Source organism: Longimonas haloalkaliphila, assembly GCF_055379825.1.
Genome location: NZ_AP043948.1, coordinates 2,901,197 through 2,919,135 on the forward strand (window position 1 = coordinate 2,901,197; position 17,939 = coordinate 2,919,135).

The 17,939-nt window shown below is 59.1% G+C and carries 11 protein-coding genes and 2 tRNA genes; 4 read left to right on the forward strand and 9 right to left on the reverse strand.

Annotated features, from left to right (window positions below; all coding sequences use genetic code 11):
• Positions 1-1,336: 1,336 nt before the first annotated feature.
• The 4 genes from ACZ48V_RS11350 to ACZ48V_RS11365 all read right to left on the reverse strand — a co-directional run bounded on the left by ACZ48V_RS11350 (position 1,337) and on the right by ACZ48V_RS11365 (position 4,064).
• On the reverse strand, positions 1,337-1,642 hold the full coding sequence (locus ACZ48V_RS11350; protein ID WP_464539232.1) for a GIY-YIG nuclease family protein: 306 nt from the start codon (positions 1,640-1,642) through the stop codon (positions 1,337-1,339).
• A gap of 1,076 nt (positions 1,643-2,718) precedes the next feature.
• A complete protein-coding gene (locus tag ACZ48V_RS11355; protein ID WP_353563719.1) occupies positions 2,719-2,964 on the reverse strand; it encodes a histidine kinase dimerization/phospho-acceptor domain-containing protein in 246 nt (81 codons plus the stop codon).
• Between the two features lie 27 nt (positions 2,965-2,991).
• The gene (locus ACZ48V_RS11360; RefSeq protein ID WP_464539234.1) at positions 2,992-3,837 is read right to left on the reverse strand and encodes an MBL fold metallo-hydrolase; all 846 of its coding nucleotides are present in this window, start codon (positions 3,835-3,837) and stop codon (positions 2,992-2,994) included.
• A gap of 150 nt (positions 3,838-3,987) precedes the next feature.
• A tRNA-Arg gene (locus ACZ48V_RS11365) sits at positions 3,988-4,064 on the reverse strand.
• Positions 4,065-4,505: 441 nt separating this feature from the next.
• Between ACZ48V_RS11365 and ACZ48V_RS11370 the strand changes: the two genes are divergently transcribed.
• The gene (locus ACZ48V_RS11370; protein WP_353563717.1) at positions 4,506-4,865 is read left to right on the forward strand and encodes a putative signal transducing protein; all 360 of its coding nucleotides are present in this window, start codon (positions 4,506-4,508) and stop codon (positions 4,863-4,865) included.
• Between the two features lie 135 nt (positions 4,866-5,000).
• Entirely contained in the window at positions 5,001-5,819 is an 819-nt protein-coding gene (locus ACZ48V_RS11375) for a phosphatidate cytidylyltransferase (protein WP_464539236.1), read from the forward strand.
• 192 nt (positions 5,820-6,011) lie between these two features.
• On the opposite strand, the gene ACZ48V_RS11380 is transcribed toward ACZ48V_RS11375, so the two are convergent.
• Positions 6,012-6,097, reverse strand: a tRNA-Leu gene (locus ACZ48V_RS11380).
• A gap of 282 nt (positions 6,098-6,379) precedes the next feature.
• Between ACZ48V_RS11380 and ACZ48V_RS11385 the strand changes: the two genes are divergently transcribed.
• Complete coding sequence (locus tag ACZ48V_RS11385) at positions 6,380-7,741, forward strand: hypothetical protein (RefSeq protein WP_464539238.1); 1,362 nt, start codon at positions 6,380-6,382, stop codon at positions 7,739-7,741.
• Between the two features lie 763 nt (positions 7,742-8,504).
• On the opposite strand, the gene ACZ48V_RS11390 is transcribed toward ACZ48V_RS11385, so the two are convergent.
• Both ACZ48V_RS11390 and ACZ48V_RS11395 read right to left on the reverse strand, forming a co-directional pair.
• On the reverse strand, positions 8,505-11,315 hold the full coding sequence (locus ACZ48V_RS11390; protein ID WP_464539240.1) for a DUF5689 domain-containing protein: 2,811 nt from the start codon (positions 11,313-11,315) through the stop codon (positions 8,505-8,507).
• A gap of 115 nt (positions 11,316-11,430) precedes the next feature.
• Positions 11,431-14,757 carry a TonB-dependent receptor gene (locus tag ACZ48V_RS11395; RefSeq protein WP_464539242.1) on the reverse strand — a complete coding sequence of 1,109 codons (3,327 nt, stop codon included), beginning with the start codon at positions 14,755-14,757 and terminating at the stop codon, positions 11,431-11,433.
• Positions 14,758-15,669: 912 nt separating this feature from the next.
• Between ACZ48V_RS11395 and ACZ48V_RS11400 the strand changes: the two genes are divergently transcribed.
• A complete protein-coding gene (locus ACZ48V_RS11400; RefSeq protein ID WP_464539244.1) occupies positions 15,670-16,041 on the forward strand; it encodes a high-potential iron-sulfur protein in 372 nt (123 codons plus the stop codon).
• 280 nt (positions 16,042-16,321) lie between these two features.
• Here ACZ48V_RS11400 and folB read toward each other — a convergent pair whose 3' ends face one another.
• Positions 16,322-16,684: a dihydroneopterin aldolase gene (folB, locus tag ACZ48V_RS11405; protein WP_464539246.1), complete on the reverse strand. Its 363-nt coding sequence runs from the start codon at positions 16,682-16,684 to the stop codon at positions 16,322-16,324.
• 198 nt (positions 16,685-16,882) lie between these two features.
• Positions 16,883-17,815, reverse strand: coding sequence for a PfkB family carbohydrate kinase (locus ACZ48V_RS11410; protein ID WP_464539247.1), 933 nt, complete (start codon positions 17,813-17,815; stop codon positions 16,883-16,885).
• Positions 17,816-17,939 lie beyond the last annotated feature (124 nt).

Below are 17,939 nucleotides of genomic sequence, written 5' to 3' on the forward strand. Positions count from 1 at the left end.
GTATCTGGTAGAAGACTACGTACTGTCAAAGAGTAGGCAACGCGTCTGTAAAACGCAAGAACGCACCGCCTTCTCGCAGGGGCCTTTTGCTCTGTTTAATATGTTGTGCCAAAACTATACCGTGTTTCACAACACATTCGTCCCTGGTTTTCTGTTGGATGCGGGGCCTCCTGTTTTGTTCGGAGGGATGGGCGCCAGCCAGGGAGCCGGTGCCCCCAACCGGGTATGGCCGTCTTTCTCAGGAAGTGCATCCGGAAAACCGTGTACATCACTATTTCGGAGCAGCCGGCTTTGATGGAACGCACAGATCGCCGCGTCAGTCGCTTGCGCGCCCTCCTCGCGATGACAACCCCGAGAAACACCCCCACCTTGTCATTGCGAGGACGCAGGACGACGCGGCGCCCCGACCGCAGAGAGGAAGTGCTCTTGGGGTGCAATCTCATACGCCCCTGTTTAGACCGAGCACACTAAATTACAGCGCCCCGCCGGAGATTCTCGCCCAGCAGCACACATAGTAATCGCACTGAAAACGGTCGCGGCTACAAATGTGGGGAGACCCCGGCTCGTAGGCCGGGGTGACTTGATGCTGAAGAGAACACGGAGATAAAGCGTAAGGCCCCCAGTTGAGAAAAGCCTATAGATTAAGTCATCCCGGGCAAAGCAGCGCGAAGACCCGGGATCTTTCTCTGGGAAAGGACCACCCCGCCCTTCGGAGCCCCTCTGCAGGACAGGGCGCGGAAGGAACCCATCAAGTCCCCCTCGGCGGAGGGGGATTTAGGGGGATGGATCGCGGCGCCCCGATCGTAGGGAGGAGGTGCTCTTGGGGTGCAATCTCATGCGCCCCTGTTTAGACCGAGCACACTAAATTACAGCGCCCCGCCGGAGATTCTCGCCCAGCAGCACACATAGTAATCGCACTGAAAACGGTCGCGGCTACAAATGTGGGGAGACCCCGGCTCGTAGGCCGGGGTGACTTGATGCTGAAGAGAACACAAAGATAAAGCGTAAGGCCCTCCAGTTGAGAAAAGCCTATAGATTAAGTCATCCCGGGCGGAGCGCAGCGAAGACCCGGGATCTTTATCCGAGGAAGGACCACCCCGCCCTTCGGGCACCCCTCCTTTCCGGCTGCGCCGGTAGGAGGGGACGCTGTAGCGCCGCAATTCTGCAAGAAAGGTCGCGGAAGGATCTCAGCGCCCCCGTACACGCCTGGTACATGCCTACAGGCACAGCACTGGGAGAATCCCTCACCTTGTCATTGCGAGGAGCGCCAGCGACGCGGCAATCTCATGCGCCCCTGTTCAAGACGGACTGCCTCTGTGAAGCGCACAGCGCCACACTACCCTTCCAACTGCTCCCCCCAATCCACCCAGTCCGGATTCTGATCCCTGATTAGGTCTAACTTGCTACGGCGCGCCCCTGCCTTGATCTGCTTTTCCCGCGCGATGGCTGCATGTACGTCGTGATAGCGCTCCACGTATACCAACTTCTTGATGTTGTAGCGCCGCGTAAACCGTCCGCCTTGCCCCGTACGGTGTTCATTGACCCGACGTCTAATGTTGTTGGTCACGCCCGTGTAGAGAACTGTATATCCGGCGTTTGTCATGATGTATACGTAGTATGTCCGTACGGCCATCATACGCATGGCGTTAGGTGGTGGTATCAGTAATTCGGAGCGAACTAACTTGGCAAAACGCACAGCATCGCCCCCACCTTGTCATTGCGAGGACGAAGGACGACGCAATCTCATGCGGCCCTGTTCGGAGTGGCTGCCTCAATGGGACGCAAAGATCGCACCCCAGGAGTACTCGTTCGCTCCGCTCACAGCGCCGCGTCGGTCGCAGGCTCCCTCCTCGCGATGACAAATCCGGGGAATACCTACACCACACGTCATCCCGGGTGGACCAGCACGGAGACCCGGGATCTTTATCCGAGCAAGCACCACCCCGCCCTTCGGGCACCCCTCCTTTCCGGGCTGGTGCCCGGTAGGAGGGGACGCTGCAGCGTGGCACTTCTGCAGGAACGGTCGGAGAAGGAACCCATCAAGTCCCCCTCGGCGGAGGGGGATTTAGGGGGATGGGTCGCTGTGCTTTCTCCCTACGATAACAACCCCGGCAGAATCCCCACCTTGTCATTGCGAGCGACCGAAGAGAGCGCGGCAATCTCATGCGGCTCTGTTCGGGGCGGGCTACCTTCGTGGGACGCACAGCCTCGCCACGTCGGTCGCAAGCTCTCTCTGCGCGATGGCAACTCTGAAAGAACCACCCTTCACCTTGTCATTGCGAGGACGCAGGACGACGCAATCTCATACGCTCCTGTTCGAGCTGGACTTCCTTGGTGAGACGCACAGATCCGGAAAACACCCACAACTACAAGTCATCCCGGGCGGAGCAGCGCGAAGACCCGGGATCTTTGTACGGGGAAGCCCCCCCCCACCCTTCGGGCACCCCTCCTTTCCGGGCTGGTGCCCGGTAGGAGGGACGCTGCAGCGTGGCACTTCTGTAGGAACGGTCGGAGAAGGAACCCATCAAGTCCCCCTCGGCGGAGGGGGATTTAGGGGGATGGATCGCGGCGCCCCGATCGTAGGGAGGAGGTGCTCTTGAGGTGCAATCTCATACGTCCCTGTTCGGGCCGAACTGCCTCCGTGAGACGCGAAGATCGCCACGTCGGTCGCTCACGCGCTCGCCTCGCAATGCCCCCCCGGGAATAACGACACAGCCCCTACGCGCTATCCTCCTGCGCAAAGCGGTCGCGGAGCTCTTCCAGGCGTTTCAGGCGGCGCGAGAGCTGGCCCGTGGCGTCATGGATGTCACGCAGCGCCTCCTGCACCGGTCCGTCCTGCTCTTCGTCGCGGGCTACCTCAAGCAAGAACTGAGCGTTCCCATCAATGATGGAAAGAGGGTTGTTCAAATCATGCAAGAGCGTGCTCAACACGTCGTGCATTTCGTCGGGATCGGGCGCTTCCATGGTGGGGTACCGTACAAGGGAGAGGAATTAGTACACAGACACCGGCTCCACGCGCAATCTATCGTCGGCAGACTCTACGTATCCAGCGGCTACGTCGGGGTCGTGCTCAAAGAGCAGGAGCCAGTGGTTCGCTGTAGCATTCTGCAAGAATCTTGCCTTCTCGTCGATCGTCTGTAGCGGATCGATGTCGTAGGCCATGGTCCAGGCGTCGCCCAGGTGGTGGTGGGTCGGCAGCAGGTCGCCGACGAACACGCACGTTTTGTCCTCGCCCCGCACCTTTACCAGCTGCTGGGCACGAGAGTGTCCGTCTACGCGAATCAGGTCGATACCCGGCATAAACGGTCCTGGCCCGTCGTGCAGCGTCCAGGCAACGCGCTCAGCCAGCGGATCCAAAATAGAAGCACGAAACGAGTTCTGCTCTTTGGGATTTGGGGCGCGGGCGGCCTCCCAGTGGTCAGCCTGCACGTGGTGGGTGGCCTGGGGGAAGCGCGGCACGACCGCATCCCCCTGCTTCGTTACGGCTCCGCCGCTGTGGTCGAAGTGCAGATGTGTAAACACGACATCGGTAACATCTTCCGGCTCCACCCCGGCTGCGCGTAAGCTACCGACGAGGGTGTGGGTGCTGTGGTCGACCCCGAAGATCGATTGCTCTTTATCCGAAAACGTGTCGCCGATGCCGGTGTCTACGACGATGCAGCGGCCTGCGCCCTGAATGAGAAGGCAGCGCGCGGCAAGCGGTATCCGGTTGCGATCGTCAGCAGCGATCCGCTTCTCCCAGAGCGGTTTCGGCACGATGCCGAACATGGCGCCGCCATCGAGCTTGAAGGTGCCGGTTTCAAGGGGATGCAGGGCGTAGGGACCACATTGGATCATGGGAGTGCGGGTCGGTAGGACAGAGAACGGCGAAGGCGGGCCTCCGAACAGCGGGGCATCACCTGAAACAGCACGAGGCCCCGCGGAGTGACCGCAGCGCCTCGGGATCGGGGGGTGCTGTAATGACGTGCTGTACCGGCGATGGGCGAATGGTGCGCTCGAGAGGATTCGAACCTCCGACCTTTGGAACCGGAATCCAATGCTCTATCCAGCTGAGCTACGAGCGCCTGTGTAGCGTGTATGTGATGCGAATCGATGCCGGTTTTGTTCCTGAGAATATTGATGAAGGCTTGGCGCATATAGGTTGTTCACCGGTTGCGGATCTCCCCCCTGCCCTGTTCATTGCATGCAGTACCTGGTTCGCTGGTTAGCGGGCTGCTTAAGCGCCTGGTTTGATTGCTTTGATCTTAAGTAAGTCAGCAAAAATACTTACACCTTGCCATCGCGAGGAGGGAGCGTGCGACCGACGCGGCGCTCCTCGCAATGACATATTCGAAGATTCTTTTGTGGGCCTACTTAATTGCTTTAATCTCTCCATTGGCGTCCCAAGCAGCTCACGAAGAGTGTACCATCAACGCGTGTACTATCAACGCGTGTATCATCAACCTGGGCCGCTGGTATAGCGAATCTCCTGCGCATCCTCTTATTTCATAACGGAACCGACCATTATGGCGAAGTACGAGAACTGGGTCCCTATCTTTAGCTCGGGCACCGACTACGAAGCCGACATTGTGCGCGACCGCCTCGACGACAGCGGCGTGCCGGCTGTGGTGCTCACGCAGCGCGATCATGCGTTTAACCTGAACGTGAGCGACCTCGCGGAGGTCACAGTGCTGGTGCCGCCGGACCATGTCGACACGGCGCGCGAGATCCTCGAAACCAAGCTCACCGACGAGGAGCTCGAAGAGGCGGCGATGGCAGCCGATCCGGATGCCCCTGACGCACATACCCCGGATGACGAGGCGCGCCTGGACTCGGGCTACGACCGCACCGACTTCAGCGTACCCGACGAGGACGACGATCAATAACGCTGCCGGTTGCCTGTTTTTTCCCGAGCGCTCTGGCTGCGGTACGCCGGAGCGCTTTTGCATGTGCTCATCTTGCACGACCGGTTTTCGTTACCGACTTTCGTTACCGACCTGCCTTACTGAACAAACGGATCTGTGGGTGAACTCAAGCGTCGCGTTGCAACAGGGTTAATCGCCGCCCCCCTTTTTCTGGGAACGTTGTACCTGGGGGGCTATCTGTTTGGTGCTGTCATGGCGCTCATTGCGCTCGGGGCGCAGCACGAGTACTACCGCCTGTCTGCAGGCTGCAGCGCCGCCGCCCTGCAGCCGATCGGACTCTCCGTGAGTGCTGCGCTCGTTGTAGCAGTGCTGCACCCCTCTTGGTGGCCCCTCGTAGCCGGACTCCTGGTGGCCGGACTCGCGGTGAGTCCCTTTCTGTGTAGCGCAGACGCGTACCTGCAGCGCATTGCAACTACGGTGTTTGGGAGCGTCTACCCCGCAGGCGGACTCATTGCGCTGCTTGCGCTGCGTGAGCATGTGGCGCTTCCATCTGCAGCGGCCGTAGCAGCCACGGTATGGGTTGTGTTTGCGGTGTGGGGCACCGACATCTTTGCCTACTTCGTGGGCAAGTACCTGGGCCGCCGCAAGCTGGCGCCAACGATCTCGCCTAATAAGACATGGGCTGGGGCCGTGGGTGGCATAGGCGGTGCGCTCACGGCGGGGGCGCTCTATTGGATGGGCGGCGCGCTCTGGACGGTGCCAACGGTGCCGCTGCTACACATCGTGCTCCTGTCGGTGCTTCTCGCCGGCGCCACGCAGTGTGGCGATCTCATTCAGAGCCTGCTCAAGCGCACGGCCAACACCAAAGATGCGGGCGGGCTGCTGCCCGGACACGGCGGGTTCTTCGACCGGTTCGACGGCATGGCCCTCGCTGCCCCCGTCGCGCTGATCTACCTGCATCTCTTGCTTGGATAGGTGTGCCTGGGTAGGTGCGTACCGGCATGCGCGTCACCACCGCGCGGAGGAGAAGACCGCTTCCCCGTATCTTCCCCGTAGACGTGCAATTGCTCTGGTTTATTTCAAGACGATGCAAGCGAAAGGGAGATGAGAAAGGCCCTGGACTTCATTGCAATCCGCCCATACAGGCGTTGAGCCGGTGTTTAGCAGTACCCGAGGTGGGGCTCGAACCCACACGGTGCACAAGCACCAACAGATTTTAAGTCTGTTGCGTCTACCAATTCCGCCACTCGGGCATCGCGCAGGCTGAACGCTGCCTGATGCTGTATTCTACTATGGCTGTATCCCAAGAAATGAGCATCATGCAGCAGAGCCCACAGGTACATTGCCGCATCCCGATACACGTCCACACCGATGGGGTTTCGCGGTCCGGACCTGGCGCGTATCGTCCGCTACGCATCCGCGTGGTCTTCGCTTGCCGTTATGCGTGGGCCTTGCTATTGTGCAATTAATGAAGCATCGTTTTCAGCATACCCTCTCTCTGGCCTCGTCACTTCAGCCCATTCACCTCAGCCCTCATGCCATCGTCCTTCTCAGCTCTTTCCCTCTCCCTTTCTCTACGTCCGCACGTTCGCCTGGCGCTTCTGGTGCTGTGTGCAAGCGTCGTTGGGGTCGTACCGGCGCAGGCCCAGCACAGCGGACAGACCCAGCGGGCGTTTGTGCCATCGGTTGAAGCGCTCGGGCGCGGAGACGGCGCTGCGGCGCTGCCGGGGCGCTCGAACCCTCTCTTCTATAACCCTGCCCACCTGGCTACCCTCTCCCCTTCCCTCACGGCCTTCAGGCTGCACGGAAGCGGTAGCGGGCATGTCGCTGACCAGTTCCGCCTGATGGCACGCGGACAGCCGGGCGCAGCGCTGAATGGCGACCTGGAAGCCTACGAGGCTGGATTCGAGGCGCTCAGCGATACGGTGCGCAGCGTAGGCACCCGGCCCTCGATCTTCGAAACCACGCTAGCGCTGCCCTCCGGCATCTACCGTGCTGGTCCGTACGCGTTCAGTGCGGGGGGGTACGTGCACGGCAGCATCAACCAGCGATTTGAGGAGACGACCGCCAACATTCCGCGGGCCAACCACATCAGCCGCACCGACGCAATGCTTCTGGTGGCTGCCGGATACGACGCCTCAGCCCACGTACCGGGGCTCTCTGCCGGACTCACGCTGAAGGCGACGCGGCGCTATGTCTCGTTTCTGGATACGCCGATCGACGAGCTCACGCCCGATGCGAAGATGCCCGTCCTGGATGCGACGCCGATGATCGGGCGGCTCGCTATCTTCGACAGCCGTGCTGACCAGAATCCGGTCTGGGCCGGAAGCAGCGTTGGGATGGATCTGGGCCTGCTGTACACGGTGTCGGCCCTCGACCTGCCGGGCGAGCTGCATCTGGGAGCCACCGTGTTTGATCTATTTGCTTCACGTTTCGGGTTTACGCTCCACGACGATGCGCTGTCTATTCCGATTGTGGGCGCCTTTCTCCCGGATCAGCCCGCGTACGTGACCAACGGCAATTTCGATGTGCCCGACACGCTTCCTGCAGACGCTGCCGATCGCTTCCAGGCTCATGCTTCGGTGCGCATCGGCGCGGCGTACACGCTGAGCTCGTTTGGCGTTCTGGACAACGTCGGGGTTATGCTGGACTACCAGGAGTATCGCCACCCATGCGTGCGGCAGCCCCTTGCGACGCGCTTCCACCTGGGCGCTGAGGCCCAGTACGACATCCTGATTGCGCGACTCGGGCTCAACCAGGGCTATCCGACGGCCGGCGTGGGACTGCGCATGGGCCACATCCACGTCGACTATGCGTTCTACGGACGTGAAGAGGGCACTTCGTTTCGGGAGACGTACAACTACGTAAACACGCTTCAGATGGCGCTTCGGTTTTAGGCAGCTTGCCTCGAACAGGACCGCACAAGATTGGGTAGTGGATAGACGCTAAATGATAAAGCGATTGAATGCAGCAGCTCTTTCTTTTTCGAACCCCCTCTCCCTACGGGTTTCTCCCCCTTGGCCAAGGGGGAGATGTCGGCAGACAGAGGGGGTTTGAGCAGATTGCGATGATGTAAACCACAGGCAATCATTTAACATTGAACCGCTACCCAAGATTGCACCCCGAGAGCACGTCTTTCCTGCGGTCAGGGCGCCGTGCTCCCTTCAGTCGCTCGCAATGACAAGGTGGAGGAGTCTCGCAGTGTTGGGCCTGTAAGCGTGTGCCGGTCGTGTACGCGGCTCCGCGCCTGACCACGTCAGGATAACTCGTGATGAGAGGCGTTGCCTCGGCGCATGAAACGCCGCGCTGCAGCGTCCCCTCCTACCGATGCGCCAGCCCAGAAAGGAGGGGTGCCCGAAGGGCGGGGTGGTGCTTTGCCGGAGAAAGATCCCGGGTCTGCGCTGCGCTTTGCCCGGGATGACGGGTCGTGTTGGGAGCTGTTGGCAGTGGCATCATTCCCCGGATCTGTCATCGCGAGGAGGGAGCATGCGACCGACGTGGCGCTGTGAGCGGAGCGAACGGGTACTCCTTGGGTGCCATCTCGTGCATCCCAGAGAGCTAATTCCTCACGAAGGCAGTAGCTAACAGAAAAAAGCCGCCACACTCCAGGTGGAGCGTGGCGGCCTCTTGGTTCTGTTCTACTGCTTCTTCAGGCAGCGTTTAGTCTTCGATGATATCTCCGTCGTTCAGTGGAAAGATCTGCTCTCCGTTGAACTCACCAGTGATACCCTCGAACGTAAACGTCCCTTCAGGAATCGGCTCGCCCGCATAGAACGAGTTTGAGTCGATGCGGAGCGTGATCGTCACGCTGCCATCCGTCACATCGTAATTCCCAGCAGCACCTCCGCCCTGGAAGACATCATCGCCTTTGTCATCGGCAATCTCCAGCCCGTCGATGCGAACCAACTGGCTCTGGAAGTCGCTGACCTCGTCGAGTCCAATTTCAGCAGGCGCAGGCAGGTCGTTCCCTGAAGACAGGATATCGAAGCCTTCGACATTGTCCTGATCAAGCTGGAAAAGTCCATTGAACGTGGATACCGAACCGACCACTTCGAGGATGTCGCCCTCTTCTGCAGCGTCGGCTACGTCGCTGCGCCGGCTGACTACGATACCGGCGGTTGCATCTTGGATTACGGTCGTCGTACCAAACACACGTGTAACGGTACCCTCTACACGAATCAGATCGCCTGAGCCTTCGGTTGCAATCGCCTCCGCGATCGTCAGATCTTGGGGCGCCTGCTCTGCCTCGATGTCTCCTTCGAGCAGCGGGAAGATCTGCTCGCCATTGAACTCACCGGTGATGCCCCGGAATGTGAACGCCCCCTCCGGAATCGGCTCGCCGACATAGAACGAGGCGCCATCAACCCGAAGCGTGATCGTTGTAGTACCGTCGGTCACATCGTAGTTTGTGCCGGCCTCAAACGTATCGCCGGAAGCGCCGTCAATCTCCAGTCCGCCAATGGTGACCAGGCGGCTCTGGAAATCGCCAACCTCGTCAAGACCAATTTCGGCAGGGTCAGGCAGGTCGTTGTCGAAGGACAGCACTTCAAAGTCAGAAACGTTGCCACTATCGAGCTGAAACAGCCCGTTGAACTCCGTTACGCTGCCTTCTACGCGAAGCTGAGCACCAACCTCTGCCTCACCAGCAACGTCACTGCGGCGACTTACAACGATCCCGGCAGTGCCGTCTTCAATGACGGTCGTCGTACCAAACACACGTGTAACGGTACCCTCTACACGAATCAGATCGCCTGAGCCTTCGGTTGCAATCGCCTCCGCGATCGTCAGATCTTGGGGCGCCTGCTCTGCCTCGATGTCTCCTTCGAGCAGCGGGAAGATCTGCTCGCCATTGAACTCACCGGTGATGCCCCGGAATGTGAACGCCCCCTCCGGAATCGGCTCGCCGACATAGAACGAGGCGCCATCAACCCGAAGCGTGATCGTTGTAGTACCGTCGGTCACATCGTAGTTTGTGCCGGCCTCAAACGTATCGCCGGAAGCGCCGTCAATCTCCAGTCCGCCAATGGTGACCAGGCGGCTCTGGAAATCGCCAACCTCGTCAAGACCAATTTCGGCAGGGTCAGGCAGGTCGTTGTCGAAGGACAGCACTTCAAAGTCAGAAACGTTGCCACTATCGAGCTGAAACAGCCCGTTGAACTCCGTTACGCTGCCTTCTACGCGAAGCTGAGCACCAACCTCTGCCTCACCAGCAACGTCACTGCGGCGACTTACAACGATCCCGGCAGTGCCGTCTTCAATGACGGTTGTTTCGCCGAAGACGCGTGTTACCAGCCCCTCTACAGCAACGGTTTCGCCGGATCCTTCTGTCCCGATCGCTTCAGCAATCGTTACGGTCTCGGCATCGTCATCGTCCGGGTCGCCACCGAGTTCTTCATCGGTGATGATGTCGTCGCGCAAGATCGGGAGTACCTGTGGGCTTCCAAATACGCCCATGACCCCCTCGAACGTAAACTCTCCTTGCGGAGCGGGGGCTCCTCCTACGTTAGACTCGCCACCATCCTGTATGCGGAGTACCAGTTCGGTATCGTCGTCGGGGTCGGTGCTAATCACATCATAGTTCGTTCCACTCGAAAAGGTGTTGGGTGGGCTCGTGAGCTCGAGCCCCTCGATGCGGACAAGCACGCTCAGGAAGTCGCCCGAGGAGGCCTGTTGCAGGGTAACGGGAATGGGATCAACCGGCTGCCCCTGTTCGAGCACCGTATACTGACTCAGGTCCGTGTTATTGATCTGGAAGAGTCCGTTGAAAGACGAGAGCTCTCCCGTTACAAGTAGTTCGGTTCCCTCCCGAATCGTGCCGTCGTCGATGTCGTCCGAGAACTGCTCTTCGAGATCACCAAACGTCTGGCGGATTGTCATTCCGGCAGCGCCCACGTCGCCGCTCACATCCTGGATGCGGGCGTAGTCGCCGAAGGCACGGGTGACGGTGCCCTGGATCGTAACAACCGATCCGGTGCCACGCTCCAGCGCTTCAGCGATCGGGATGGGCCCGATGCTAAGCGTGAACTCGCGGTTGTTTCCGTACTCGGCCCGACCAGAACTTTCAAGACGCTGCAGCGCAAAGCGTGCTTCAAGCGCACCTCCGGTAATATCGGCATTGGATACGTCGAGGGTGATGGTTTCGCGGTCGCCATCTTCAGCATCGGGGCCAAACGACACGGGAAAAACGTTATTCTCACCAAAGGATCCTCCGATGGCTTCAAGGTCTGCGGTGCTTGCCTGCGCAGCGTAGAGCACCTCAACAGAGACAGGCTCCCCATCCGGGTTGCGAATGACAACGTCGAACGAGACCTCGCCATCTTCGGGAACCGCACCGGCACCCGGATTCGCAAACTCGACGGTTGTACGTTCAGATTGGAGATCAGAAACGCTATCCCCGCTATCGCACCCAGCGAAGAACGCCAGCAGGAACAGGCCCGCTACAGGTGCAGCAAAACGGCGTAAAAAAGTCATGGTACCAGGTAAAAGTAAAGTCAGTAGGTTGCAGATCGTGGGATACCACAGGGGCGCTGCACATGCATATGCACGGTGCAGCGCCCCGTGCTATCAGGTCTAAGTGCCGGTGGGGTTAGAACGTGTACCGCACGCCTAACTGCATTTGCCAGCGTGAAGCCGTGCTTGCCGTGCCAAACAGCGTGTCGTTCAGCGAGCGGCGCAGCGACTCTTCGTCCTCGAAGTCGATGATCGGCTTGCCAATGTCGTCGGCCGTGATGACACGTCCGCCGATAGCGTCGCCGATATTCTCTTCACTGACATATCCATCAAAGCCCCAGGCGAACTGGTTGTTGAAGCCTGAGAAACGGACGCGTCCCCAATCATCGTTCAGCATGTTGAGCACGTTTTCGAGGTTCATAATGAACTCGATCCGTTGGCCTTCGAAGGTGGCGATCTCTTGCGTGAAACGCAGATCGATCTGGTGGCGCCACGAGGCACGCCCCGAGTTGCGATCCACAAAGTCGCCGCGGAAGTCATTCAGCCCCGGCTGGCTTGCGATGAAGGCATCCAGCAGCTCCCAGTTTTCGCTGGCGAGCACCACGTCGCGCTCGTTTTCGGGCACGAAGACGAGATCATTGAAGCGGAATCCGTCGCCATTGACATCGACACCGTCGTAGATCCAGCTGAAGTTCTGGCCCGAGCGGCCTTCGTACACAAGACCAACGCTCGTCGCGAAGCGGTCCATCCACTGCCAGCGGTAGTTGACCGTGCCCAGAATGCGGTGGCGCGCTTCGAAGACCGCAGTCCCGATTTCAGGGTCGTTCGAGTCTACGATAAAGTTCTGCTGCCAGAGCGAAACAGCCTGGTCGAAGCTGCCGCTGTTGATGCTGCGCGCACGGTTGTAGGTGTAAGCCACCGTTCCGTTGATTCCGCCCCGTACGCGGCGCTGCACCTGACCGGTGAGGCTGTATTCATACCCCTGGCCTGCATTTTCGAGCAAGATGACCTCAGTGAAGCGGTCATCCACGCGATTCGGATTGTTCGGTGTACCGTAGATCGGACGTCCGTAGGCCGACTCGCTAACCTGTTCGATATTCAGGTTCCGGGCGCTGATGTCGTTGATCGTCGACGAGTAGAGCCCTTCGAGCGTGGCCACAAACCCGAGCGGCAGCTCCTGGTCAACCGCCAGGTTCAAGCGCCAGGACTGCGGGTACTTGAAGTCGGGGTTGGTCAGGTTCACCTCGGTGGTCGCCTCGGTGCCCAGAATCTCCTCGCCTGCAGCGTTCACGCAGTCGCCCGCTCCCGGACGCGGCGCGGCACCCGGCTCGCCACTGCCGTCGAAGCAGCTGGCATCCGGATTATATCCAAGCGGATTGCCGTTGGCGTCGACACCGTCTGCATATGCAGACTCAGGGTCGATGGACTGATCGAGGCGGAGGAAGTCGACGCCCGTATTGCTGTACTGGTTCGAGAGCCACACGAAGGGCGGACGTCCACTAAAGATGCCTGCTCCCCCGCGAATCTGGGTGTTCAGTTCGGCTCCGGTGTTGTAGTTAAAGCCGAAGCGCGGCGACCAGAGCACCTGCGTATCCGGCACCTGGTCGGTGCGGAATCCGAAAGCGTCTTCTACATTGGTGTTGCGCGACGGATCTTCCGGAAGATACGGAATGTCGGCGCGCAGCCCGAAGGTCAGGCGCAGATCGTCGTTCACGTCCCACTCATCCTGAGCATACAGACCAAACTGCATCCCCGTGAAGTCGGCTTCCGGACTGAAGTTATCGCCGTGGATCTCCGGGTTTGCGTAGCTGTGCGAGTATTCGGTCGGCTGCCCGCGCAGGAACGCTTCGAGCGCAGATACCTGCGTGCCATCAGCTGTGAAGGCTTCGAAGGTGTAGTTGCCGTAGAAGTCGCGGATGAACAGGTTGTTGAAGCTAAACACCTCGTTGTTCGTCCCGAACGTGATGTTATGATCGCCCAAGCGATACGAGAAGTTACTTGTAAACTCGATCAGGTCCTGGTCGAGGCGGTTGGCCTGGTTGAAGCGGCCAATGCCCATATCAATGTTGCGAGTCCCCTGTATGCGGTCTCCGGCTGTTTCAATGCGTACGTTAGGGAACGCGCCGCCGGTGGGCGTGCGCTCATCGCGGATGCGTGTATAGACCAGTCGCGTTTCGTTAAACAGCGCGTTGCTAATCTGGCTGTTCAGTTCCAGAGCGGTTGAGTTCTGCACGCTGGTGAACTCGTACTGACGATTGGCAAATGCAAAGGAGTTAAACCCGCGTCCAATACCAGTGTCGTTGCCTGCATTCACAAAGTTGTGCCGCAGCGACAGGTTGTTGCGATCGTTGATCGTCCAGTCAAGCTTCACGAGCAGCTTCTCGTTGTCGGTACGCTGCGTGAACGGGTCGATGCCTCCGGGATCATAGTCGTAGGCATCGATCGTAGCCTGGCGGATCTCATCCAGGAACGTAGGATCAGCGGGGAAGAAGTTGGAGCCGTCGAGGTTAAGGCCTACGCGCGTGTCCAGCGGCGAGCCGCGGCGGAACAGCTCAGCTGAGACAAAAAAGAACAACTCGTTCTCGATGATCGGCCCGCCAAACGTTCCAACGTAGTACTGCTCGTTGAACTCATCACCGAACGACTGTCCATCCAGGTCGCCAATAAACGACTGGTCGCGCCCCAGGAAGCGAAAGCTGCCTTCAAAGTCATTGGTGCCGCTTTTCGTAATCGCATTGATGCGCCCCCCGGTAAATCCGCTTGTGCGCACGTCGTACGGAGCAATGTCAACGTTGAACTCCTGCACAGCGTCGAGGCTAATCGGCTGCGTACCGGCCTGTCCACCGGGAACGCCGCCTGAGCCGCCAAGCCCGAATACATCGTTGAGCGTAGCGCCATCCACTTGTACGGTGTTATAGCGCTCGTTACGCCCCCCGATGCTGTTGTCGTCGGTACCGCTAAATTGCGGCGTGAGGCGTGCAAAGTCGGAGAGGCTCCGGCTAATGGTGGGCAGGCGCTCAATCTCCTCTTCGGAGACATTGGTCTGCGCGCCGGTCCGGCTCCGGTTAATGATCGTAGCCCGGTCGGCAATCACGCGCACCTCATCCAGCTCATCGGAAGAGAGCTGCAAGTCGAAGTCGATTTCGCGGCGCTCGTTAAGCGTCAAGCGAATATCTTCTTCACGCACCGACTGGTAACCGACGAACGAGGCCGTGATGGTATACGGCCCGCCTACGCGCAGTCCCTGCAGATTGTAGCGCCCGCTCGCCTGCGTGGAGGTTCCGTACTGGGTGCCCGACGGCTCATGTACAGCCACCACGTTAGCACCGGGAAGCGGCTCCCCGTTTTCATCCAGCACAACGCCGGAGATCGACGCGCGAGTGCCCTGGGCCTGCACGTCAACGATTCCCACCGTCAACACCAGTCCCAGCATTAAAAATAGTAGCGATCGAAAGGGCTTCATTGTATTTACGTCACGTCACGTTCGTTGGATATCGAGGGGACCTGGGCGGTCTCGTTCGGCTGCCTATCTGTAGGGGGTGTAGCGCGGCTGAGCACGTACCACAAGAATCAGGTTTACGCCAGGGAGCAGAGCAACCGATCTATCGGTCTATGCTCCTCGCAATCAAACCAGGTATTGTGGTCTTTCTTCTGCGCCCGACCAATGCGCCCGACCAAAAGGGTGGGTAACCCTCCTGAAATGCATACTGAGCATACCGAGCGCGTTGGAGCGCACTCAAGCCAGCACACATAGCAAGAGGCAAGACAAGCATTCGTTAGAGGGCCCGCTTTTAGCGTACAGGTCATTCATATAATAGCGGCTCTGCATGCAGAAGGCAATAAAGATCGTGTGCATTAACATACGATAACACTGGAAGTCCTCTCTGCCTCTCTCCAATCGGTCATAGAACCATCCCGCACTGCCCGCCCACGTCATTCTCCTTCACTTCTTACTCACACCGAACATACACACGGTATACGCTTGCCCAAAAGCCATCAATCAGCGGTAAACAGCACAGGATCAACTACTTTCGAAAGCGCTTCCAATCATGTGTGGACTGTTTCTCAGATTCAGTACACACTCTTTTGTGTTATTTAGCCGGGCCGGCAGGCACACGTGTCTTCGCAGCCGAACCTTCAAATCTAAAATGACAATTTTATGTAACCTACTTTTCGTATCCTATCAACTTTCTTGCGATCCCTCTGCGGGCGCCTGTGTCTTCATTCGCTCTTCTACCAAACGGGATCGTTGCCACAATTTTGCAGGTCCTTCCCGAATTACGGTTGTAATTAGGAGTGCTATGTTGAAACCTGTAAGCCAGGAAGCATTGCAACTTCCATCCGATCACCCTCTATCCATTTACATCTTGAACCCATGAGTGATAGCAATAATGTATCACGGCGTTCATTCCTGCAGCGGCTCGGCGCGCTCGGCGTTGCAGGCGTTGGCGCAGGTACCGTGCTCTCCGCATGCGGGGGCGACGACGCTGCCCCTGCCGAAGACACGGCCGACGCGGACTTTTCGTGCGACGACCTTTCAGGGCTGAGCGATCAGGAAATTCAGACCCGCGAGCAGCAGGTACAGGCGCTGCAGTACGTCGAAGAGACCCCGAATCCCGACGAACTCTGTAGCAACTGCGCGTTCTGGCAGGAAGCAGAAGCAGGGTCCCAGTGCGGCGGCTGCGATCTCTTTCCCGGACCCGTACACCCTGATGGCTGGTGCAACTCTTGGGTCGCTGCCAGCTAAGCTTACCCTTGTACGGCACACCTCAGCCCAATCCGAGCCGCCCGACGCAGCGCATAGCTGCCTCGGGCGGTTTTTTATATGTGCCGAAGATAGGCACCTCTTACCAAGATGTGAACGTCTTCGTAACGGACATGGAATCAGGGGGAATGCGAAACGCCCCGCCTCCCTGATATTCTGCAGCGCATACGTACAATTGGTGTACACACAAGCACATGACCTTCCGGATGTGCGGCGTCCGCCCTTTATCGACGGTGCAGATGCACCCAGCACAGCCCTCTTTCTACGTCTCATGACGCAGGCTTACCTCAGACCGCTCCGCCAGCCCGCCTACTGGTGGCCCGCACTTGCGCACCGTCACCTCAACCGCATCTAACGCCGGATGTGCTTCCGCCACCTCTTGCGCAATCAGCCCGGCGAGGCGCTCGATGAGCGCATACTCATGCTGCGTTACCTGCTCCTTAACGATCGTATAGATCGCCTCGTAGTTGACCGTGTCTTTCAGGTTATCAGACGCGACGGCTGCAGACAGGTCCATATCTGCCGCTACGTCGACTTCGTAGCGGCCACCAAGCCGATGTTCTTCTTCCATAACGCCGTGGTGGCCATAGAAGACAGCGTTGATGAGCCGAACGGTGCCGTACATATAGATGCTGGGTCTAATCGTGAGTAGCTAACAGCGCGCGCATAGCGTCCGATACTACCCCGATCGTGCTCGCGCAAGACCGTGCGCTGTACTCAGAGGGGCGCCTCGTGGCAGAGGTGGTCATGCAAGCGAGCGTGCACGCCTCGCATCCCCCAGAAGCCTCAAACGGAGCAAAGACGGGATAGCAACAGGAGCGTGTTATGCGGTTTCAAACGCCTGGAGTTTGGGGATGGCCGCCAGTTCGCGAAAGGCGCGGGCCCGTTCCAGAATGACATCCTCGTTGAGCTCAAGCAGCCGGCCTGGCCCGAAGCGTTCCACCGCAAACGACGCCATGGCGCTTCCGTAGATAATGCCGCGGCGCAGCTCATCAGAGCCATACGCGCGGGCACGCACCAGGTAACCAGCCAGTCCGCCCGCAAACGTATCGCCAGCGCCGGTGGGGTCTTCGATGTCTTCGAGCGGATATGCCGGGGCGCTGAAGACCGTGCTGCCGTTGAAAAGCAGCGCTCCGTGTTCGCCTTTTTTGATGATTACCGTTTCAGGGCCCATGTCGCGAATGATACTGGCTGCCCGCACCAGATTGGGCTCGTCGGCCAGCTCGCGTGCCTCTGAATCGTTCACGACAAGACAGTCAACCAGCGTGAGCGTCTCGCGCAGGCTGTCGGGGGTATGCTCGATCCAGTAGTTCATCGTATCGCAGAGCACGTACTCCGGGTCGTCGACCTGCTCAAGCACATGGCGCTGCACCGCCGGATCCAGATTCCCCAGGCACACGATCTTACTCGACCGATAGTCTTCAGGAAGCGTGGGCTCGAAGTCGACCAGCACGTTAAGCTGCGTGTCGAGCGTGTCGCGCTCGTTCAGGTCGTAGTGGTAGCGCCCTTTCCAGTGGAACGTGTCGCCTTCTTCTTTTACCTCCAGGCCCCGCAGGTCGATGTTGCTATCGCGGAACAGCTGGACATATTCTTCCGGGAAGTCGCCCCCCACAATGCCAACCAGCCGCACGTCAGAGCAGAAATACCGGGCTGCAAGAGAGAGATATGAAGCGCTCCCGCCGAGTACACGGGGAGCGTTGCCAAACGGCGTTTCGATGGAGTCGAAGGCTACGGTTCCTACAGTGAGTATGCTCACGGGTCAAGCGGTTGAAGGCAGTTAAAGATGGGCGGCGACGAACAAGCCAACATACTCAGTACGCCGATAAAACGTTGGTTACAGGCTTCGAATTATACGCAAAGGACATGACGTACGCGCCAAT